The sequence below is a fragment of the Neorickettsia sp. 179522 genome, assembly GCF_001593535.1.
GTDB lineage: Bacteria > Pseudomonadota > Alphaproteobacteria > Rickettsiales > Anaplasmataceae > Neorickettsia > Neorickettsia findlayensis.
Genome location: NZ_LNGI01000001.1, coordinates 143,351 through 166,540, shown reverse-complemented (window position 1 = coordinate 166,540; position 23,190 = coordinate 143,351). Strand labels below are relative to the sequence as shown.

Annotated in this window: 18 protein-coding genes; 12 read left to right on the top strand and 6 right to left on the bottom strand. The window is 41.1% G+C overall.

All coding sequences use genetic code 11. From position 1 onward, the window contains the following. Positions 1-351: 351 nt before the first annotated feature. Both recF and AS219_RS00730 read right to left on the bottom strand, forming a co-directional pair. Positions 352-1,404 (bottom strand): DNA replication/repair protein RecF, encoded by a 1,053-nt coding sequence (gene recF / locus AS219_RS00735; RefSeq protein ID WP_067978745.1) that lies wholly within the window; start codon positions 1,402-1,404, stop codon positions 352-354. Beyond that, positions 1,401-2,549, bottom strand: a complete 1,149-nt coding sequence (locus tag AS219_RS00730; protein ID WP_067978743.1) for a cation:dicarboxylate symporter family transporter — start codon at positions 2,547-2,549, stop codon at positions 1,401-1,403. The genes recF and AS219_RS00730 overlap by 4 nt, the downstream gene beginning before the upstream one ends. 262 nt (positions 2,550-2,811) lie before the next feature. On the opposite strand from AS219_RS00730, the gene AS219_RS00725 reads away from it, so the two are divergent. From AS219_RS00725 to AS219_RS00695, 7 genes are all read left to right on the top strand, one after another. Next, positions 2,812-3,174 (top strand): hypothetical protein, encoded by a 363-nt coding sequence (locus AS219_RS00725; RefSeq protein ID WP_067978740.1) that lies wholly within the window; start codon positions 2,812-2,814, stop codon positions 3,172-3,174. A gap of 147 nt (positions 3,175-3,321) precedes the next feature. Beyond that, positions 3,322-3,897: an elongation factor P gene (efp, locus tag AS219_RS00720; protein ID WP_067978737.1), complete on the top strand. Its 576-nt coding sequence runs from the start codon at positions 3,322-3,324 to the stop codon at positions 3,895-3,897. Then, the gene (locus AS219_RS00715; RefSeq protein WP_067978733.1) at positions 3,894-4,325 is read left to right on the top strand and encodes a hypothetical protein; all 432 of its coding nucleotides are present in this window, start codon (positions 3,894-3,896) and stop codon (positions 4,323-4,325) included. The genes efp and AS219_RS00715 overlap by 4 nt, the downstream gene beginning before the upstream one ends. A gap of 37 nt (positions 4,326-4,362) precedes the next feature. Continuing rightward, entirely contained in the window at positions 4,363-5,754 is a 1,392-nt protein-coding gene (purF, locus tag AS219_RS00710) for an amidophosphoribosyltransferase (RefSeq protein ID WP_067978730.1), read from the top strand. Positions 5,755-5,992: 238 nt separating this feature from the next. Next, positions 5,993-9,070, top strand: coding sequence for an efflux RND transporter permease subunit (locus AS219_RS00705; RefSeq protein WP_067978722.1), 3,078 nt, complete (start codon positions 5,993-5,995; stop codon positions 9,068-9,070). Between the two features lie 102 nt (positions 9,071-9,172). After that, entirely contained in the window at positions 9,173-10,156 is a 984-nt protein-coding gene (locus AS219_RS00700; RefSeq protein WP_067978717.1) for an AI-2E family transporter, read from the top strand. After that, positions 10,134-10,808, top strand: coding sequence for a DnaA ATPase domain-containing protein (locus AS219_RS00695; RefSeq protein WP_067978712.1), 675 nt, complete (start codon positions 10,134-10,136; stop codon positions 10,806-10,808). The genes AS219_RS00700 and AS219_RS00695 overlap by 23 nt, the downstream gene beginning before the upstream one ends. 1 nt (position 10,809) lies before the next feature. On the opposite strand, the gene AS219_RS04030 is transcribed toward AS219_RS00695, so the two are convergent. Next, positions 10,810-10,986, bottom strand: a complete 177-nt coding sequence (locus tag AS219_RS04030) for a hypothetical protein (protein ID WP_156469313.1) — start codon at positions 10,984-10,986, stop codon at positions 10,810-10,812. Then, positions 10,983-12,428: an NAD(P)H-dependent flavin oxidoreductase gene (locus tag AS219_RS00690; protein ID WP_082784574.1), complete on the bottom strand. Its 1,446-nt coding sequence runs from the start codon at positions 12,426-12,428 to the stop codon at positions 10,983-10,985. Before AS219_RS00690 ends, AS219_RS04030 begins: the two co-directional genes overlap by 4 nt. 727 nt (positions 12,429-13,155) lie before the next feature. Between AS219_RS00690 and AS219_RS00685 the strand changes: the two genes are divergently transcribed. From AS219_RS00685 to AS219_RS00665, 5 genes are all read left to right on the top strand, one after another. Then, complete coding sequence (locus AS219_RS00685) at positions 13,156-14,079, top strand: glutathione synthetase (protein WP_067978705.1); 924 nt, start codon at positions 13,156-13,158, stop codon at positions 14,077-14,079. 210 nt (positions 14,080-14,289) lie between these two features. Then, positions 14,290-15,762, top strand: coding sequence for a bifunctional phosphoribosylaminoimidazolecarboxamide formyltransferase/IMP cyclohydrolase (gene purH / locus AS219_RS00680; protein ID WP_067978701.1), 1,473 nt, complete (start codon positions 14,290-14,292; stop codon positions 15,760-15,762). 613 nt (positions 15,763-16,375) lie between these two features. Continuing rightward, complete coding sequence (locus AS219_RS00675; protein ID WP_067978698.1) at positions 16,376-16,636, top strand: monovalent cation/H+ antiporter complex subunit F; 261 nt, start codon at positions 16,376-16,378, stop codon at positions 16,634-16,636. Positions 16,637-16,773: 137 nt separating this feature from the next. Then, the gene (locus tag AS219_RS00670; protein ID WP_067978695.1) at positions 16,774-19,605 is read left to right on the top strand and encodes an AsmA-like C-terminal domain-containing protein; all 2,832 of its coding nucleotides are present in this window, start codon (positions 16,774-16,776) and stop codon (positions 19,603-19,605) included. Between the two features lie 235 nt (positions 19,606-19,840). Beyond that, entirely contained in the window at positions 19,841-21,151 is a 1,311-nt protein-coding gene (locus AS219_RS00665) for a 3-phosphoshikimate 1-carboxyvinyltransferase (protein WP_067978692.1), read from the top strand. A gap of 191 nt (positions 21,152-21,342) precedes the next feature. Here AS219_RS00665 and AS219_RS00660 read toward each other — a convergent pair whose 3' ends face one another. Beyond that, complete coding sequence (locus AS219_RS00660; protein ID WP_067978689.1) at positions 21,343-22,389, bottom strand: quinone-dependent dihydroorotate dehydrogenase; 1,047 nt, start codon at positions 22,387-22,389, stop codon at positions 21,343-21,345. Positions 22,390-22,492: 103 nt separating this feature from the next. After that, positions 22,493-23,188 (bottom strand): 2-C-methyl-D-erythritol 4-phosphate cytidylyltransferase, encoded by a 696-nt coding sequence (ispD, locus tag AS219_RS00655; RefSeq protein WP_067978686.1) that lies wholly within the window; start codon positions 23,186-23,188, stop codon positions 22,493-22,495. Positions 23,189-23,190: the final 2 nt, after the last annotated feature.

The following is a 23,190-nucleotide window of genomic DNA, read 5'->3' as shown; positions in this document are numbered from 1 at the left end:
ATCAGCTCAACAAGATCCTCCAGCGCCTATTACATATTCCATTTCTCTCAGTAGAAACAACGCTGAAATACGATTTATATCTATAAATGTGAGTAGAACGACGTTTAATGCTAAGCAACCGCAAACGAGAACTTCTCATCACAACAAACCAATGAAAGACAATCGCTAAGGATAAGTGGCTAACTTTTTCAGATAGGCCCTCATACAGTTAGATCTCTTGTAACAAACACTACTGATCGAAATAGAATACCCATAACACAGTTCATTACTCTCTTCAGTACTCACTAGCACGATACAGTAGGACCAACCTGTACATTCAGCATCACAATAGATGTTCCGAGACCAATCTCACTACTGAACCTGAATAGTCTGTATTACATCTGCAAACTGCACAAACTTGCTGTTGTCGAGATCACTGAAAAAAAACTGACAATTTTTCTTAGTTACCTCCGAAAGGAAGGCTGAAGAATTTTGCGGATCTAGATGAGCAAAAATATCATCTAACAGTATTATGTCTATTAGTTCACCAGCAGCGAGTATTATCCCCAAGATAAGCAATTTTTGCTCCCCTGTAGAATAACATCTAGCGGTATTTTCTCCTTGCCGTGCTGTAGCAAGAAAGTCCGTTCGGTGTACACCAAACTGCATCTTTCCAGTGACAGTATCCGCAGCTCTACTTCTTTCAAGAGCGGACTGAATACACTCCATCTGCTCAGACGGACCCACCTTATCAATCGAACCTGCAACAGGACAGAGCAACTTGATTTCTAGGGAACCAAAACCGCTAGGAGGAAAATTGCTCATCAATTGTCGGATAAAATTCACTCTGGCATCAGTGATAGATATACATAATTCTGCTAGTTTTTTTTCATTAACCTCTAACCATATCTTGGATTCACGTGCACCAAGAATTTTTAGGCGTTCCGACTTAAAACGCTCGTACATCACAAGATTCTCGAGGTGCTGAGGCTCATAAAGTGCAACCATACGGTCAAAAAACCTTCTCCTGACAGACTTATCAGTAGTAAACACATTACACATCTGCGGAGTGAGCCACATCACCTTGACAAGATCAATTACCTTCTTAAAGCACTGAACAGGCTTCCCATTTACTCTGGTAACTCTCTTATCCTCACAATAGCCCATCCCGACTTCTCTTAAGTCAGCACCACCGGCAAATTTCAGACTTACCTCCCAGGAAAGAGTCCCAGATCGAATCATCTCGGTATTACTCGCAGACCTGAGTCCCAATCCAGGAGATAATTTTGATATAGCTTCAAGTATACTTGTTTTGCCAGCGCCGTTTTTCCCGCAAAGCAAGATATGCTTACTTTCAAATGACGCTGTCCAAAAAACATGATTACGAAAATCCTTAAGTAAGACTCCCGTAATATAGGGCTTCATTTGTCAACCGTGGCCGTTTTTTCACTTTTATACAGCTTACTGAAAAAAATAGCGAAAGCACCATTACCGAAAATGTTAAGCACCGTCTGAAAGGGATCAAAAATGACATACAAAGTGGTAATGAGGGTCAACATTTCTGGCGTGAACCCAAGACGCGAAGCAAAGAAAGGTAACAAAATTATTATCCCTCCGCCCGGAATACCCACGGTAGCAAACCGGTAAATTATGAAGAAAAAGATGTACACACATAGATCATATATGCCCAGCATCTCACCTGTAAAAGTAAAGAGAATAGCCATTAAAGTGATCGTAATGTTAAATGTATCACCCATAACGTGGAAGTTCACCGCTGGAGGTAAGATAGCACTTGCCACATGCGAATCATCAGTATTTTTCTTTGTTGCAACCAACAAAGCTGGCAAAGTTACAGCACTCGACATGGTCGTAAATGCTGTAATCAGTGCAGGTGCAACATTCAAGATAGCAGAACCTACTTTTTTCCCGGTTAAAATCAAATACCAAAACAAGGAATATGAAATAGAGCTAATCAGTATGACAAGTAACATTACTGAATAGTGATCTATCACTGGCTGTAGCATCTTATCACTTGCAATTTTAACCGCTAGACCGCCGATAAAGATCGGTATTACGAGCATAATGATCTTGTTTAGTAGAAAATTACAGATACTGCACAATTGATCGTTCAAGAAGTTCACCCTATCACCGAATACCATAAGCAGTGTAGTTCCGATCATAATACTCAACGGCATTGCATACTCTGTGCGTATTAATTGAGGAAGATAGTATCTCCACATGGGCATGAGAACAGCGGCGGATTCATCAACAACGTTTTGAACGTCCGGTAAAAAGATACGTCCAACCAAATAGGCAAGACAGATCGCGACCACATTAGATGCTGTAACGAAAAAAATAAAAGAAACGAACAAACCCGATGCCTTTGCTCTCATTCTTACTATCAGGTCAAGTAGAGCGCTGAAGATAACAAAAGGCAAGATTACCAAAATTACATCCTGAATGGTCAAACTGACCGCATACATAGCTGAACGGATGTTCAGAGGGATGTGATCTACCCATAGAAAGACTGCTATGATTATTAAAACCGTAGCGATGTTGAAAATACGCATGATAAACCCAGGAAACTAACCTTCTACGGATTCTACAATCGCGTGGGTAGATTGTACATGTCTAGCTTAAAACTGCTCATACGATAAATGCAAATTCCGCACTAACCAAAACCCACTACACGTAGGAAGCATCTTTTAATCTTCACTCATATCAAGTAAACATGATACTTAGTGTGGCTTGCTGCGGTGTCTACTTGTCAGTGTATTTCCTAAAAAAATCTCATGTCCGTTTCCTTGCTTTAAGTTTTTGAATTAACAAACTATGCTTGACCTCTCTAAAAAAAAGTTCGCTGCGTGTGTGTGTCTTTTATTGTTTCTTTCGGCTTGTGCACAAAAAACGATTATACACGGCTACCTAGTTGAGAACCCAATTAAGCTTGGAGAACGCAAAGAAGTGGTTAGAATAATGTCGGGTGATCCTACGCTAATAGACGGTGAAACCTGGTATTACGTAAGAATAACTACACGCTCTGATTCCGTTGGGGTCAGGAAAAGTTACTCTGCAAATGTGATAAAAGTCGTTTTTGTGAACGATGTGGTCAGCGATATTCAAAAAGCAGACATACCAAAAGAAAAGGTTCTTAAAATGGCAAAGAAAAAATTGACTCAAGAGGAAAGTAGTTAGCTCACAAAATTGGAAGATGTTCTCACTAGTACGCCCTCATCAGAGCCGCACCTATACCTTTCGCGATGCTCGTGTTGTGCCCTGCACAATTGAAAACACATCTAATATAAGCTACAATTCTCACCTGTTTTCTTGTACCTGTTCGCCGTGTCACAAAAAATCCTTGGAAACGATATCAGGGTTGGCAATGTTCTCGAGTACAGAAGTTCTCTGTACCAGGTTTTAAAAAGAGAACATGTGAAGCCCGGTAAGGGCGGGGCCTTCGTTAATGTCGAGATGAAAAGTATCGATGGAGGGAGTAAGGTCAATCATAGGTTTAGATCTGACGAGGTCGTTTTCAAAGCTTTCTTGGAAGAAGAGGAATACCACTACCTTTTCAGGGAGGGGGATGCTATCGTTCTGATGAACCTTGAGACTTATGAGCAGGTTTCCGTTGGTGCCGACCTTTTCGTAGATATAGAGAAGTATCTAAAGGAAGAGGTTGTTGTAAAACTTCTCAAGCATGGTGACAAAACTGTTGGAGTAAAAGTACAGGATAATTTGACATACACGGTTGAGGAAACCGAGCCTTACATGAAAGGTCAAACTGTTACGTCATCCTATAAACCTGCCACATTGAATGGTGGGTTGTTAAAGGTGATGGTGCCACCGTTTATCAAGGTCGGGGATCAAATCGTTGTTAAAACGGAAGATGGAACATATGTTGAGAGGGCCGAAAAATGACACAAGGAATATTTTTTTTTCAATTTGATGATACTGGTCTACTAGACATCTTTGATGTTACGAGTTGTGAGTGTGCTATACCAGTGATGGAGAGGCTCCAAATGAGTGGTTTGCTCATGGGTGTTAGTGAACCGACTTTGACAATTCTTGAACCAACTCAGACTGTTGAGCAAACTCAAACTACTGAGCAAACTGTTGAGCAAACTGTTGAGCAAACTCAAACTGTTGAGCCAGATGAAGAGCCAGATGAAGAGCCAGATGAAGAGCCAGTTGAATTCACTGAAATAGCTGCGGGGGGTGAAAATGTTACGTGCTTCCTCACTACGGAGCAAGATGGGGGTGTCAAGGTACCACTAGAGCCTCAGGATTCTGATGACAGTCAAGGTGTGGGAGAAGTCTATGTCAAATGCCTTCAAACCCATGCTTAGGCGTGGGTTTCTCCTGCACTTTGAGAGAGAGTAGGTCATGGTGTCACAATGTGAGTCTAGACGGCTCACGGAGAAGTGTGGTGTTATAGCTGTTGTTGGTGCGCCCAATGCTGTCGAGCTTTCTCTTTTTGGGCTCCATGGGCTGCAGCATAGAGGACACGAAGCCTTTGGTGTTGCATTTTTGCGTAACGGTTGTATAAGTACCGTCCACCGCTTTGGTAGGGTTATGGGGGTCGGCTCAGGTGATCTCTCCATCCCTTCTGCTGATACGGTTATTGGACACGTTAGGTATTCGACAAGCGGGAGCTCAGACTTTGCCCAACCGATATACTTGAAATCTCCCTCCTGCGAGATAGCAGTGGCACATAACGGTAATCTTACTAACGCTGCTGAGATAAGATCTAGGCTTGAGGGTGAAGGTTGCATTTTCGAATCTGAAGTTGATACCGAGGTCATAGCACATTTAATAGCGCGCTCTCCTGGAAAAACTCCGACAGAAAAAATTGTGGACGCGCTACAACAAGTTGAAGGAGCTTATTCATTGCTATTATTTGTTGGTGAGGAGGTCTTTGCTGTAAGAGATCCCTACGGAATAAGACCGCTTAGTCTTGGCAAACTTGTTGATGGAATGGTTGTAGCATCTGAGACATGTGCATTGGACATGCTCAAGGCAACTTTCGTCAGGGATATAGCACCCGGTGAACTGCTGCAAATAAAAGACGGCAACCTTTTATCTCTGTTCCCGTTTAAGAAAATGGAACAGAAGTTTTGTATTTTTGAGCATGTATATTTCTCCAGACCGGATAGTGTTTTGGAAGGACGTAGCGTGTACGCTTCAAGAAAAGAAATAGGCAAAGAACTTGCTCGCGAGAGTGGAATCCAAGCCAATATGGTAGTACCAGTGCTTGATTCTGGTATGGCAGCAGCCCTCGGTTACGCAGAAGAGTCGGGCTTACCACTCGAGCTTGCAATCACGAGGAATCATTATTCAAGTAGGAGCTTTATAGAACCCACACCAGAGCGAAGAAACATAAAGGTCAAATTGAAACACAATGCAAATAGATTCTTGCTCAAGGGAAAGAAGATAGTTCTTGTAGATGATAGCATAGTAAGGGGAACCACACTCAAGCAGTTAATCACGATGTTGTGGGAAGTTGGGACAAGTGAAATACATGTAAGAATATCAAGCCCACGTATTCTTAATCCGTGCTATTACGGAGTTGACACACCTAATAAAAGGGATCTAATCTCCGCAAACATGTCTTTAGAAGTCATGAGGGAGTATTTAGGTGCAACGAGTTTGTATTTTCTTACACTTGAAGGACTATATAGAGCTGTATCTGGGAGCAAAAAACGTGTAGGTTTTTGTGACGCCTGTTTTACCGGTGATTACCCGATAGAGTGCATTGGGACTTCCCAAGACGCATGACTTACTCGACATTTGTGCAGTTTTGTTTGTACACAGAAAAATGTATATAAGGGCCTTCTATTCCGTAGATTTGGTCTTGCTCTACGGTTTTCTCTTGGATGTACTTTTAGCTGGCGCATGTAAAACTACTTGTGGTATCTTCATAACAGATGGGATTAGCGTTATCGGGTGATCTCTTTTTGAGAATGAACTTGTGATGCTGTTTTAGGGGTATATAACCCTTGTTTTAATTTACGTAATGCTTGATTTCTTTTTGGAGCGCAACAAAGCTGTTTTGGTTCTTTGGTTCATTCTGATTGCTTCTGGCGTTTACTCGTGTTTTGTCATCTCGAAGGAACAAACTCCGAATATGGAAATACCATATATACTTGTAAACACAGTCCTAACAGGAGTATCGGCTGAAGATAGCACAAGATTTTTATCAAAGGAACTCGAAGATGCTCTACAGTCTGTCGAGCATCTGAAGAGCATTACCTCACAGTCCTTTGAGAATGCGTCATCCATACTGATGGAGTTTGAAGTTGGATTTGATAGTGCAAAAGCCTTAGCCAGTATCAGAGATAAATTAGACCAAGTTGTCAGTAAACTTCCAAAAGACACATTGAGACCCACTGTTGAACAGGTTACTACAGCCCTTATTCCCGCAGTTGTGGTTACAGTCTCAAGCGATTTAGGAGTGGAAGAAGCACAAAGGGTTGCGACCCAACTACGCACCAAACTAAACGCCCTACCAAATGTTCTTTCGACAAACATAATCGGAAAACGAAAAAAGGTTGTAGAAATTGCAATCGACCCAAAGATGTTTCCCAGGTACAACATTGGTCTGCATAATATCGTAAACACATTGCACCGGAATAATATACTCATTCTTTCAGGCAGCCTACCTGGTAGTGAGTATCCTGTTTCTACAAATGGACTTGTAACTCACCTCAATAAACTCAAGGAACTTCCTATATCACTAAACAACGGAAACATACTAACTCTGAAGGACATCGCAGATGTAAATGCTGTTTTTGAAAAGGAAAAAGCTATCTCAAGAATAGGTGGAGTGGATACCGTAGTGATTGAAGTATCAAAGGCAAGTGGAAAGAACCTTTTGGAAACAGTCAGGCAAGTACGAGAGGAAGTCTCCAGAATGCAGGCAACTCTTCCTGACGGATTCTCCTTATCTACAGAATTTGACACTTCAACAGAGGTTAAAGAAGTCCTCACAGATCTCAAGAATAGTATTGTGCTAACCATTATAATGGTTGTCGCCATCATGGTGATCTACATAGGATGGAAGATGGCACTTATGACAGCCTGCACGGTACCTGGTTCGATATTTATAGCAATCTTACTTCTATATGTAGGTGGGTTTACGATGAATATCGTAGTTCTATTCAGTTTGATCATGTCGGTTGGAATGATTGTAGATGCAGCAGTCATAGTAAATGAGTATGCAGATAGAAGAATGCTTATGGGCTCTTCCGCAAGAGAAGCTTACACTTTGTCAGCAAAGAAGATGTTTTGGCCCGTTCTGTCTTCAACCGCAACTACGTTGATTGTTTTGGTTCCTTTACTATTCTGGCCTGGACTTGCGGGTGAATTTATGAAATTCCTCCCAATCACACTTATTTTCACCCTTTCCGCATCGGTGTTGATGTCAGTTGTTTTTACTCCGGTTATCGGAAGTATGATTGGAACACCATCGACATCTGACCCAGTGGAAGTTTCTAAGATCTTTGCAATAGATCAAGCGGACCCTTCAGCAATGGGAAAAATTTCCGGAAAATATTGTCGACTACTAGAAAAGCTCCTCGACCACCCAAAAGCCGTAATTGCAGGAATATTTATATTCCTTGTACTGAGCACCGGAGGCTATTATGTTTTCGGTAAAGGACTGCAGTTTTTGCCAAACGTAGAACCTAAAAGTTCTACCATCTTAATTAAGGCAGTTGAAAATCTCACTCTCGCACAAAAAAGGACAATAGTTGAAACGGCAGAAAGAACAATCTGTGAGACACCGGAAATTAGAACCTGCTATACGAAGATCGGGACACTAGGCAATGATGTGATAGGAAGCATTCAAGTCGAGTTTGCACATTGGAAAAAACGTAGAAAAATTCCCGCAATTAATGACGACATAGAGAGAAGAATGCAGTCTATTAAGGGTATCCAGTTTGAGCTTTTCACACAAGAAGATGGACCAATACAAGAAAAACCTATCAAGATCGTCATAAGCGGTACGTCATATGGAGAAGTTGCGCAAGCTGCAGCATCAATTGAAGAAATGCTCAGCAAAATCAATGGTACAAAGAGTATCAGTGACGATACGTCAGCGCAGAAGCTAACCTGGGAGGGACTTATAGACAGAAACAAGGCTGCACTCTATGGAGTCGATGTGGCAACGGTTGGACAATATATAGCTCTTGCAACCAGTGGTATAACAATCGGTGAATACAGAGGGGATGACCATGAAGAAAAATTAGACATCGTACTTACACTTCCAGAAGAAAGAAAAAGTGTTTCTTCAATTCTAGGGATGACAATTCCGTCTCAAAAAGGGATGATTCGACTATCATCCTTGATGAGGATAGAACCGGTAGCAAAGACCACCACAGTAAAACGGTTTAACTCTGAACCAACTATACACGTGTATTCAGATGTACAACCGGGATTCCTTTCGCACAATATAGTCAAATCGCTTAGAAAAGAAATTGAGAAACACAAAGAACTATCTCAGTTAAAGATCAGTTTTAAGGGAGAACAACAAGATCAAAGTGAGACAACACGGTTTCTGGTAGTTGCATTTTTTGTATCTACACTTTGCATGGTACTGATCTTACTTCTGCAGTTTAATAGTTTCTCTCAGGTTCTGATCATTTTAACTGCCGTTGCACTATCGACAGGAGGTGTGACATTCGGATTACTTATAACGCATCAACCATTCATTGTTGTGATGAGCGGTATAGGAATCATCTCATTAGCTGGAATAGTAGTGAATAACAATATACTACTCATTGATGCTTATAACGATTACATTAGTGAATCCACTGATAAAAAGCGCGCAATCATAAGAGCTGCGATATCCAGATTCAGGCCAATACTTCTCACTTCAGGGACAACTATACTGGGACTTTTACCGATGGTTTTTTGCATAACCATAGACCTAGTAAACTTTACGATATCGTACGGAGCTCCAGCGACACAGTGGTGGCAAAGTTTGGCAACCACTGTTGCCGGAGGGTTGTCGTTCACAACGCTTTTGACACTCATTCTAACTCCGGCACTACTGATGCTTTCACCTACACCAAGACTAAATACCGGAACTTGAATCTCACATACACTGGAGAAAATGGTGGACACAAAGGAATGAATGATTTACATCTTAAGAGGTTGATGTATAAACTTGCCTAGGTTTTCTTGTTGTATCCCAATGCTTTTTTCTTTCGCATTCTCATTTATTCTTGCGTATTTTTTAAATCGCTCTACGACAAGGCTTGCAGATCTTATTGGATCTAGAGGTATTGCATCACTGCTTGTTGTTACTTTTCTTAGCATACTTGTCGTCCTTGTTTTCGCGCTAGCCATACCTCTACTTTATCATCAATTAATTCTCTTTCTTAAAGGAGCACCACAACTCATTGCATATATAGAAAACTCCATCAAAATCTCTTCTCCGGGTCTGCATAGTTTTCTCGAAGAAAAAGGAATGTCTTCATTATTCGAGTATATCTTATCTCTTGTACCGCAACTCTCGACTAAAATTACGCAACATTTATGGAATTCAACACTTGTTTTAGCAAATGTTGTGGTCTTACTCATTTTCACTCCTGTAATACTTTTCTATCTCCTTCAGGACTGGCCAAAAATGACGAACGCAATAAAAGAAATTGTACCTATAAGATACAGAACTACCTTCAACGACCAGATCACATTGATGAATGCAAGCATTTCCGGATATGTGCTCGGACAAATGAAAATTTCATTTATTTTGGGAGTGTTATATACAGTGCTACTCTTTTTTGCAGGTATGCCATATTATTTCCTGATTGGTGTCTCTACTGGAGTGCTGACGATTATCCCATATTTTGGAAACATAACAGGCCTTATAACGAGCCACCTAGTCGCATTGTCTCGTGCTTCAAGTATTCTGGATGTATTACCAATCACACTGATCTTCATCATTTGTGGCGCAATGGAGGGCATGTTCCTATCGCCGAGACTTCTAAGTAAGAGTGTGAACCTACATCCACTATGGGTAATCTTTTCTATGACGATCGGGGGTATGGTGTTTGGATTGGCAGGAATATTACTGGCCGTTCCTGTCGCAGCGATCATTGCGGGATTTATACGACTAGGTATTTCTTACTACAGGGATAGCTCCTATTACAAGAATGAAGCAACTAATCCTAATTGATAACCAAGTTAGGGAGAACACTTATTCTGCTGCAGATTATTTTGTCTCAGAAAGTAATCTGTACATTTACAAATCGTTAGTCGAAACACCGTCTAACAAGAAACCGATCGTACTAAAAGGTCATTCGAAGTCCGGTAAGACGCATATTGGCAGAGTATGGGCATCGAAACATGGCGCTGATATTTTGTCTAATCTCCCAGACCAAGCACACCTTGCGATTCACAATCACTGTTTCATAGATGATATAGACAAACTAACCACCCAAGAGGAAATCGAAGCACTGCTTCACATTTATAACAGCGCTGTAGAGAATGGAAAAATTCTCCTTATGACGACAAGGAGTCTAGACTTTTCAGATGTTCTACCTGACTTAAGTTCGAGACTGAGATCAAGCATTACGTATTCCATCCCTCCCCCAGATGATGAACTGCTTCGGGTAGTGACAAGAAAACAGTTTTACCTCTATCAAACCAGAGTGTCTGAGAACGTAGTGAACCTTGTACTTCAGCGAGTTGATAGATCACTAGAAGCAGTAGTAGACTTTGTCGCTCTTTTGAACAGGGAAGCGCTACACAAAGGGAAACCAATTTCCGCGCGCCTTTTCCGCGAGACAAGCGCTTCTGCGAGCAAAGAAAGACAATCTCAACAGTGATTCACAAGTAAGTCACGAACATGGGCAGGTTCAGTGAACCGAGTGGATCTCTCAATGCGTACCTTCCACGTAAAGCTACGTGATACATTGACCCAAAAACACACTCTATTGACAAGAAAGCAGTAAAAACCTTCTCATACACGGATAAAGCAGAGCCACCACTATAAACTACCTTCACTCACCAGCAAGGATCTTCTCGACCAGCTCTTTCACACTTGGCATGTAACCATTCCTATACAAAGGATCTATGGAAAACCTATACGCATTATGTCCAGCAAAAGCCAACTCTGTCTCAGGATCGGCTCCGTACACTATGTTCTGAAGTGTTTTCTGTATACAAAAGCTTCTAGGATCTGGCAATTTACCCGTTGTATAATCATCATGGTCTTTCCAATTGCTGAACTTACAATGGCTAAGGCAGCCCATACAATTCATCTGATCTGCACGGATTGACGCAAACTCATCCGGTGTAAGAAACACAATAGAATGATCAGGAGTCTTAACAACCTCTGTGTATCCAGAAGAAAGCCACCCTTGCACTAAAGACTCATCGGAATTTTTTATGAAGACCTGCCGTTTACGCGGACCATACTCGAAAGATAGCGCAAACTCGCCTTCCATGGATTCGGAGTAGGGAATCTGCCTTTTAGAACGATCTATAAGAACCTGTATGAATTCATTTTTTAGAGCAGATGAATAAAATCCAGTAGGACTAAACTTATGTAATAGGACATCACCTTTTTTTGCCTGCAACAATTTTTGTTTCCACGCAGCGGGAATCGGGCTTTCCTTTGTCACAAGAGGACGCGTACCAAACTGAAACGCAACTACACCCACCTCATCATTATCTATGAAACGCTTCCATTCTGAGAGTGACCATACACCTCCTGCCATAACTATGGGAACCTGATTCAGCCCATTCTCATTCATAAAAGAACGCAATTCAACGACTCTTGGATAAGGATCTTGCATATCATCTGGTCTATCAGAATTACTAAGTCCGTTGTGCCCACCAGCAAGCCACGGATCTTCGTAAACAACACCACCAAGAAACTCACTAAACTTTCTGTACGAACGCTTCCACAGAATTCTAAAAGCCTTAACAGAAGAAATAATTGGATAGTAATATAGTCTATAGCGTGATGCTATTTCGGCGAGCTTATAAGGCATACCTGCACCACAAGTGATCCCGTGAATTAATCCACTGACCTTTGACAGAACGCCGTCCAGCACCCTTTCAACTCCGCCCATTTCCCATAACACATTCATGTGGATTCTTCCTTCCCCTTTTGAACACTCATGGGCTATCCTGGCCTGACTTATTGCACTCTTGATGCTGTACTCCATCAGCTCGTCATGGCGCCCTCTTCGGGTTTTGCTATGGTACTCAAGCGGGACAATTTCCCCATTATGATCTATAAGCTTTGCGTTAACAGCAGAAAAGGTACCCACACAACCTGCAGCAGCAAAAGCACCAGATGAAACCCCATCACTTACAGCTACACCTTTGCCACCTTCTATTATAGGCCAAACGGGCCATCCCGAAATAGCCAGTTTTTTTACAACGCTCAACTTGGATTCACTAAGACACGCATCCCAAGAGTATAACATATCGTCCATCCATGCAAACTAACATTCGGAATACTCTAAAGACACACTTTATGCATAGAGCAAACAACGAAGACGATCGTAAGCAGGTCCAAGTACTTTAGCGTGAAGTCTGATCCTTTTCCCACTCCGATTACCAAGGTCAAGCACCCCCTCTACCCTCACTTAGCAGGTTACTTGTTTGCAAAAATGAGCATAGAACAACAGAATGGTCTGAATATCAGAAATGACTGTATAAAAAGTATCGCTCCAGCCAAGTAGAAAGCTTGATCACCTCCGTTGCTCTCAATATCCATCGCGGTGGCCCAAAGACCACTCAAACCCATTTTTCGTACAATTAGGAAATGGCACAACTAATACATGTCATTGTATTCAACAGAATACATAGCAAAGATCGTCTGGAAGAATCCCCCAGTAGTGACAAAACATGACACCAATTGATATCGTAGACACACTTAATTCCCTGCTGGAATAATCATACCTGCAAGTATGATTCGATATGTAATATTTCTGTATAGTTGCCTCTACTTAAGCTGAATATGTATGAAAAACCGTGTACGTAACACATAGGAATAAATCAAAAGGTTGAACACAAGCCATATATTCAAAATCTGTCAAGTTAGAAAGTTCATATGTGCTACACTCTTCCTATGGACATACGCATTTGCAATGGAGATACAGAAGCTCTTTGTTTGATTCACAAATTGAGATAGACTGCAAAAAATACTCGCACATTACCATGAAAACAGGAGTACAGATACTTGAGCTTGATGCACCTGGAAAAAGCACTGCCTATCTAGTCGAGGAAGCTCTGGAAAGAGAGTGCAGTGTCTTTATTTACCCTGTCAAAACTCTATGCATTTGTGGTGGTCGTGTTTTTGCTCGTGGGAAGTATGTGGAGGACTGTCATAAAGGTACGATCACGCTATCTAAGGAAGAAATAGAAGTAAATTTAGATACACTAGATCTGCTCTTAATGAGAAACGACCCTCCGTTCGACATGAACTATATAACCGCAACATATATGTTGGAAAGAAGCGGTACTCTAGTCATAAACGATCCAGTGGCAGTGCGCAATTTTCCTGAAAAATTTGTGGATTACTATGAGGACACATTTCCAACTCTCATATCCCGCGATATATGGAATATCAAACTTTTCATTGAACAACATGGAGAGGTGGTAGTGAAGCCGCTCTATGCGTTTGCTGGAATCGATGTGACAAAAATATCGGATACAAACGAGAGTAATCTTGCTCATGTTCAGAGCTTAATTGAAAAAACTGGAACTCCGGTGGTAATACAAAAATACGACAAATCTGTCATTGAGCACGGTGATAAAAGAGTTGTAGTACTCAATGGAGGACTGCTGGGCTGTCTAAAGCGACATAACAAAAACAGTTTCATCACAAATTTGCACCAGGGAGGTGAATTCTTCTCATGTACCCTTACCTCAATAGAAGAAGAAAGGTGCTACAAGATTGCCTCAGACCTAAAAGAATCAGGAATCATACTTGCAGGAATAGATCTCGTTGCAGGGAAGATAACCGAAATCAATGTCACTTCCACAGCTTGTATAGCGGAGCTGAATGAACTCTACCACATAAACACTGCTGCTAGGTGCTTTGACGTCTTCGAGGAAATGGTGTGGTCCTATAGGCGTTAAGTAAGCAGACTTTCTTTGAATAAAAATAGCAGGGAATCAATTCATTGCCGAATTCTAGACAAGAAACAGCAAAGATGCTAACATCCGCCTGTGCGCCATGGGCGCTATTCTGCGCTTTGCCTGTGCTATAAAATAACCCAGTACTGTTTCCGATTTGCATTTAAGGTTTTGGGCTCGGCGCCATGTGTGTTTTTGACTTGAAAGACTGAGATGATAAAAAGGGCACTTATATCCGTTTACGATAAGACGGATCTTTTACCTCTGGCGTACAAATTGCAGGCTGCGAATGTGGAAATCATTGCAACTGGAAAGACACATCAATATCTTCTAGCAAATCAAATCAGAGCCACCAGTTTATCTGATTATACACATCAACCAGAAGTACTAGGTGGTAGAGTGAAAACATTGCATCCCGCAATACATGCAGGACTGCTAGCAGATCCATCTTTACACGGACCTGAAATGCAAACACTTGCAATACAGCAAATAGATCTGGTAGTTGTGAATCTCTACCCATTTGAAAAGTGCGTAAATAGTGGCGCCCCGGAAAACGAAATCATAGAAAATGTGGATATTGGCGGTGTTTCGTTATTGAGGTCCGCAGCCAAGAATTTTAAAAATGTTTGTGTTCTCTCTGACCCAAGTGATTACAGCACATTCGATGTAAATCCAACTTTATCTTTCAGAAGTAAAATGGCGAGAAAAGCATTTGCACGAGTGGCAAGATATGACTGTAAGATAGCAGAATGGTTCGCCTCCTCTACTTCTTCGCCAGAGGCACTAAACTTATCTGTCATGAAAAAAAATGACTTCAGGTACGGTGAAAATCCTCATCAGAATGCATCTTTCTACTCTGATGGAGAGTTTCCACTTACAAAACTTCAGGGTAAAGAACTAAGTTACAATAATCTGCTCGACCTCGACAGCGCATTATCGATTGTGATGAATTTCACTGAACCTACTTGTGCAATCATCAAACACACTAATCCCTGTGGTGTAGCGTCGCACAAATCCAGTCTGGAACAGGCATACGAGAAAGCACTTGCTGCAGATTCGTTGAGTGCTTTTGGTGGTGTAGTTGCACTGAATCAAATTGTTACTAGGAACGTGGCAGAAAAGCTATTAGCTACCTTCTTTGAAGTCATAGTTGCCCCCGGAATCACGCAGGACGCTATTTCTCTCTTCTCAAATAAACCAAATTTACGCGTCCTTACATACAAGAGTTATGCTGTACCAGAAAAACATATGCTCAGTTTGCTTGGGGGATTCTTAGTACAATCTGGAAATACAAAATTGTTTCAGGACTTCGATATTGTCACAAAAAGAGAACCAACAAATGAAGAGGTTAATCAACTTATTTTTGCCTGGAAAGTCTGCAAATATGTCAAGTCAAATGCAATAGTGACTGCCCATGATTACACGACTGTAGGCATAGGTGCTGGTCAAATGAGCCGTGTTAAGAGTGTAGAAATAGCACTCGAAAAAAGCAAGATTGGACAGCCACTTGCAATGGCGTCGGATGCATTCTTCCCATTTGCGGATAGTATAGAACTAGCAGCAAAGAAGGGAGTAGCGTCAATTATTCAACCAGGTGGCTCAATCAGAGATAAAGAAGTAATAGAAGCAGCCAATCATCATAATATTGCAATGATATTTACACGAATGAGGCATTTCAGGCATTAACACTGCCTTCTTAGAAGCCGTAAGACCCATAAGACTTCTTAAATATTCTTGCATTGAGATTTCTGTTGTTGTAAAGACTTCTGCTTTTGGGTATAGAAAGACAGAAATTACCTTTCGGGTGGTTTGCTAGATGGCTGTAACTCCATACTGAGGCTGTACGGCACATATATTGGGAAGATCATGTGACTAAAAGAAAGTAACCTGCTGTTAGATACATTCGCCTGCAAAGGTTGCGGGAATATTTTTCACCACTTAGCACTCACATAGCATAGCATTCGTGTAAACCTCTTTGGCATATAACATATGTTTGTAAAAAACTGCGCATGTGCCGCTCCTGTAGCCATTATGCCATGCAATCACCATCAATGCTGAAGTGACAATTGAGATAAAGGCAACATAGAGCACAGCTGTGCTCCACAAAAATAGGTATTAAGAATAAATAATGATACCTATCCTTGACCACAAGAATCGACATCTAGGTTCTTGCATATTATGATTAAAAGCGTTTTGTGGCCACGTTAGGTGGTTCGGAGTTTGGTAGTATTGCTCTTGCGTGTGGAATGAGCTAGTTTCTATCCTCCAACTTTATTCTTTGGCACTCTGATTTCTTTTAATGCTTCTGGTCGTTTTGGCTGTCTTGCTTTCTAGTATGCTTCTCTTGACCTTCTGTGTGGTTTTCTTCAAGGCGAAACATGAAAAGATTTTAGCAGCGAATTCTCTAAACACTCATGTGGTAGTCCTTTCATGTCTGTATGCAACCCTCGTATTAGATAACAATTTCCTTGATATTGCTTACATTTACTCCTTTATGGGTTTTATAGGTCTGGTAGCAATTATAAACTTCATACTCTATAACAACTCAGGGCATCGTTGAGAGATGTCTACGACGTACCACCGGAAAAGCTGTGCAACACATCTTGTATCTCGCGTCTTTCTTAGCAAGCTAGAAACTGTTATAGCTATAGTCCTGCTGGGCGTTTACAACTGCATAACTAGGGGTAGTTGTTTCAAATGAAATTTAAAATACTCGTATTATTATTCTTTCTTGCTATTCTTTCACCATTTTTGCTGTACAAATACAACAGAAACCTATCAAAGCAATTTGTTGAGTACTACATAAACAGCCGTTTCCATCGGCTCAACCCTGGACTTAGTATCTCTTTTGCAGATTTTGAGCTGGAGAAATCTAATGACTCGAAAAGACTTGTTTTAAACGGAATTATAGCCACGTTGAATTCGAAGAAAGTTGCTCTAATAGGAAAGGTCAGCCTCCTATTCAGCTGGAACTTCCCATTTACAAAGCTTCACCCAATAAGTGCAACTATATACGACGCAGAGTTATACGTAGAGATGGGAGCACCAAAAAGAAATGTTAGCATACCTGGAAGCACGGAAATTGATAGCGTCTTTTCGCTAATCGGACTCCTAAACACAGATCTCTTTGTAGAAAGACTGAGCTTTAACGGCCACAGAATAAATGAGGGATTCATGCGGATAAACAAAATGAATCACAAAAAGGTTTTACAAGTTGGTATACACGAAGAAAATGCGGAAATAGAGTTAGAAATAGTCCAGTCCCAATACGATACCATCGCAATGAGAGTAAAAAATCTCGACTCCAATAATAGTGTTTTCTCGCCTTTAATAAAGGAGCTAGCTAATCTGCAAATCTCAGATGACAATTTCACTTTCAGTGGACATGCACTGCTCAACTTGAATGAAAAGAAGATCAGCGGAGCAGTAAATGATCTGCATGGCTCAATAAAAAGAAATGGGACGAGCTTCAATTTCCGTGATGGAAGATTTGTAGTAACGGGCACATCAAATCAAATAGAGCTTGACGACGTAGGGATCAACATCGACGGAACACAGTTTAATGGTACCATCTTTTTCAGTGATGGCATTTCTCTTTTAGGAAGAATTAGCAACCTATCATCAGAAGACGTACTAAAGTATTGGAGTGGCTCTAGTAGTGCAAGAGAGTGGTACAAGAACAATATAAAGCACGGCACCATAAAAGGGGCAACTATAAAACTGGATAGCAAAACTGGGGACTTTGAAATTCGAGATGCGAGTTTCGTAGATACAACGGGAGAAATAGAGATTTCCTATGACACGGACGAAGCAAAGCGCTTTATTAACTTAGAGCAATTTGCAGGCACGCTCAATCTCATAGGGGGTAGTTTGTACATCAAAGCTGATTCTGGAGAAATAGACGGTCTGTCATGTCAAAACTGTGAAGCAATTATTGATATAGCAAAAACAAGATTATCAGGCACCCTTACAGGAGAACTCAGTGAACTTATCTTGCTGGGAGAAAAAGCAAACCCAGATAGCATAAACGAGATATCAAAAGTGACTAACCTAAAGGGACTTAATGGGAATGGTAACGCGGATGTAGTATTGCATATATCGCATACCGATGAAGGACAGATGAGCACTAAACTTCACGTCGAAGCCAATAATCTTCGCGCAGATAAATTTTATCGCGACTTTTCGATCATCTCAGGTATAGCGGAACTTAAGATGAATGATGATACAGCCGAAATTGACGCAAGTTTAATTTCTTCAGATGGAAAAATCGATATGAAGCTTTTGAGAGATTTCCGTACCCAAGTGACAGATTTCATCTTCGAAGGCACGAGCTCTATCGAAACAATGAAGAACTCTGCTTTCTTACCCAGTTTCCTACCATTTAATGGAAAAGTTCATGGGAAAGTAGAAGTACGACTTCTCCAAGATGGAAACCTGGATTTGCATGGAAGCCTTAACATGCAAGATGTGCATGAAGAAGTCTTTCAACTTTTTGGATGGGAAAAGGATCCCGATGCCGTTTTCAACTTTAGTATCGATTCTGTTGGAGAGCAATATAATTTCAAGAAACTTGATCTTACTGGAAAACATTTAGAATTGCGCCTAAGCGGAAGCAGTGACGCAAAAAACACCATCATAAATAGTCGAGTAGTCAGCATCAATGATGCTAGCCTTGCATTTCAATTTCATTATTCACTGGAAGAGGATACATCAAACTTAATCGTTAACTCTGAAACACTAGACGTATCGAATGCACAAACATTCACTCCTGTACTAAATTTTGGCGTGGCAGGCAAAACAAAAAGTAATGTAGAGATAGATATAGGTACACTCAAATTAAAAAACTCACTTTCGCTTTCAGACCTAAAGGTCAACCTCAAAAATGGGGACGGTAATCTCTCTGGAATCTTCAACGATGGTACAATTCTAGGCGCAAGCTTCAGTAGACATGGGGGTGTGATTGTGGACAGCACGAATGTAGGAACACTACTCAAAAGTCTTGGTATTAAGAGCGGAATAATGGGAGGAAGAGCTTCATTTTACCTAGGTACAAAGGATACACGGAGTAACGACGGGATTCTGGTAGTGGAAAACTTTTACATGCAAGACGCTCCTACACTGGCACGCATTCTTTCCTTATCTTCTCTATACGGAATAATGAACATTCTTAATGGAGAAGGTATTTTCTTTGAAAGATTCTTTTCACAGTTCAAATATGCAGACGGTATTTTTTATATCTCAGAGTCATTTCTAGAAGCAGCGCCAGTAGGACTAAGCGTGATGGGAATCCTCAGTCTAAAACAAAACGAAGCAATCATTCACGGAAGCGTTGTACCACTGTATAAGCTCAACAAATTGATCTCGAAGGTACCAATAATAGGAACATTGGTAACAGGCGGAAAGAACCGTGGTATCATAGCTGCAGAATACACATTGACAAGGAAAATGAATAAGTCCACGGTCTCAGTGAACACACTCACAACATTTACTCCAACCATTCTGCATAAGTTTTTCAAAGTTTTTAACTAAGTGCTAAAGAACAATTCTTTTCATTTTCGCCATATTGTTCACTAATACACGTGGATTAGATAGGCAGAAACAAATATTAAACCCAACATACATGTTTACCCCCTTATCTCGTTAAAGTAGAACATTGCTTTTCAGGTGTATGTAATGGTTCTATACTTATCCCCGGTGTTGAATTCACCCCACGTAGAATTTATATCACTTAATTTTGCTATACTCTCTGCTCCGGGAAAAAATTATGGATGGCAAAGTCTGCGAAATAGAAAAAATTCCACCAATGCAGGGAACTTATAGTGTGCCACCCGATGTATCAATGCTGCAAAGCAGCATTTTCGCACTTGCACACGCAATGGGTAGGTCTACCGTGTCACCTTTTTTTGCTTACACCTGCATCACTCACACAATCAATTGCTTAGAACAACTTGGTGTAAGAATAAAAAAAGTAGAAGACTCGTCAAAAATAGAAATATACGGCGTTGGGTTGAGAGGCTTACGTGCTCCTGGAAACATTTTAAACATCGGCAACTCAGATATGGGACTTCATCTATTACTTGGTGCGGTCGCGACTTACCCTTTCCAGACAATCATCACTGACCTCCAGCATCAAATTAGCAAACTTAAGATCAAGTGCGCACAACACTTTGCTGATATAGGTATAGAGATAGTTCCGCAAACTCTACCAACGGTTATCAAAGGTTACCAATACTGCATCCCGCATGAACATATACTACAACACTCCTGTTCACAGAGTAAAAGTGCGTTGTTAATGGCCGGATTGAATATGCTAGGTACCACGAAAATTATAGAACCCTTTTCCGGTAGTAGAGATCATGTTACTGGCATCCTGAAATACTTGGGTGCTGATATCAAGGTAATAAAAACCAGGGAAAATACAACAACCGTTGTGCACGGAGGTAAGGAATTCGCATCACGGAATATTACGATTCCTGGTGACCCTTCAATGGCTTTGTTCTTGGTTATTGCAGCAACTTTGGTCGCTGGCTCTGCGATTATAATCAGAAATGTCTACCTAGATAAGGCACGCTTTGAAATATACAAATTCCTCAAGAAAATGGGAGCTAATATTGAGTTTAAGGTTAATACAACATCTTTCAATGTAAGAATAGGTGAGATTCATGTTAAAAGTGCCAGTCTCAACGGTGTAACAATCAATGAGAATGATGCCAATGCAGAGAATCTCAGGACCTTACTCTTTCTCCTATGTATAGCAAAAGGGAAAAGTTCCATAGAGAACGCAAAGGGCCTAAGAATTACAAAAGATAAAAGGTTCATGGATTTCGTAGCAATAATGCAAAAGCTGGGTGCAACGATCAAACTCAAGAATGACAGGATAGATGTAGAAGGCACATCACTAAAAGGGAACAACTCCGTAAGCGCATCTTACGACCATCAGCTTGGGAACCTCCTTACTCTCGCAGGTTTCATTACCAGAGAGACAATTACAGTATCCAGATACCACCCAGAGTGGCTTCAACTATACTATAATTTTGGAAAGCCAACCGATTATACAGCCAAGCAAGACTCTTAGGGCCTCTGCATATGAACTCAGAGACAAACCACCGGTGTAGCATGCAAAACACCGATAACAGAGACAGCGTCCAGAATAGAAAGATGTACGGGAAACAATGATTACACTAGCAGTACATATCAAGTTTCACATGAAAAAACTCTCCACCTATCACAAAATTTATACGTGAAGAGTAAAAACGAAACTTAAAATTACGCATCTAGACCTATAGCCTCACTTACAGAAGAAAAACCGTCAGCTTTAAGTCTCTGAACTAAACCCATTTTGATCTCGTTCAGAAGACCAAAACCATGATAGGTAAAACCCGTATAAGCCTGAATCAAAGCGGCACCACTTCTAATTTTCGCATAAGCTGTTTCTGCATCTGAGATGCCTCCACAACCTATGAAAACTAGCTCCCCATTTGCACACCTATACATTTTTCTCAATAAAGCCGTAGAAAGCTTGAACAATGGCTTACCGCTTAACCCACCATATTCGACTTTATGTTTACTATGAAGGCTTTCCCTGCACCCAATAGTAGTGTTACTTACTATGATTCCGGCTACTTTGTGCTTCAAAGCAAGCGAAACAATACTCACTTCTGCTCCCTCAGCAAGGTCCGGAGCAACCTTGATAAAAATTCGTACGTCACTTCCAACTGCTGCCTTTACAGCAATAAGAAGCTCTTCAAGGATTTCTACTTTTTGCATATCCCTGAGACTGGCAGTATTCGGAGAAGAGACATTTAGCGTGATATAGTCAGCAACCGGAGATACATGAGCAGCCAAGCGTGCATAATCGGAAACAGCATCCCTTGAAACAGCATTTTTACCGATATTAATTCCCAGAGGTGGTAAATCCGTCTGTACCATAGCTTTTTTAAGCGATTTGAGGAAATACCCTACCCCCTTATTATTAAATCCAAGTCGATTGATTACAGCACCGTCCTGCGGCAATCTAAACAATCTAGGACTAGGATTTCCCTTTTGTGGTTTAAGGGTGACTGTTCCGAGCTCAATGAAGCCAAACCCCACTCTCTTGAGGGCATTAACGCATTCAGCATTTTTGTCAAACCCAGCTGCAATGCCAATTGGGTTCTTAAAGTGCAAACCACACACCCTACTTTCCAGCATTGGGTCCTCGAAAGAATTTTCACCTACAAGCCCAGGAAAGTGCTTGAGCGCCACACGAGTAATCGTATGTGCAAACGACGGGCTCAAATACTGCAAAAGAGCCACTAAGAGCTTTTCATACATTTTACTTAGAAAAGCGAGAGACGTGCGAATTGTGTGCCACTTTCCGAAAATTTTCAAGATGGAATAGAAAAATAAAACACAGGACGTGAAAATGGCACTTTCACTAATGGTCTCGAGCTAAGAGAAAATCGGCAAACTTCAAGTCAAAAGGATGGGTAATCTTAAGATTACTGCTGTCACCCGGAATACATTTCACCTCTATACCGTGAGCACGTGCTAGACTTCCATCATCTGTATACTTCTTCGAAGGACGCATAAAGTGCTCCTTATATGCTGCAAAAATCTCACAAAAATCGAATCCTTGTGGCGTCTGCACTACGCTCAACTCATCCCTATTTACATCTGTTATCGTGCCTTTAGATTCTTTTTTTATGATAGTATCCTGTACTGGCACAATTGGCACAACACCCTTACAACCCTGCAAGAGACTCTTAATCACTGCATCAATCACTTTAGGCGTCGTAAAAGGCCTAGCTGCATCCTGTATCAGTACGTAGCTAGGATTTAGGCATTCCAAGGCCTTTAGCCCTGAAAAAACTGAATCCGTTCGAGTGTCACCAGCTTCTGACAATGAAACCACGTACCCACTCAAATTGCGCAAAATTGGCAAATAATGCACCTCGTACCTTGAATCAACAACAAGGTGCACACACTCGACTTTCGGGTGAGCAAAAAGAGCTTCGACCGCGTACTGCAAAATTGCTTTGCCATGGATCTCCAAGTACTGCTTTGGAAGCACCGAACCTATTATCCTCGAGCCTCCTCCTCCTGCAACCACTAGACCGGCAATTTTGCCCATGT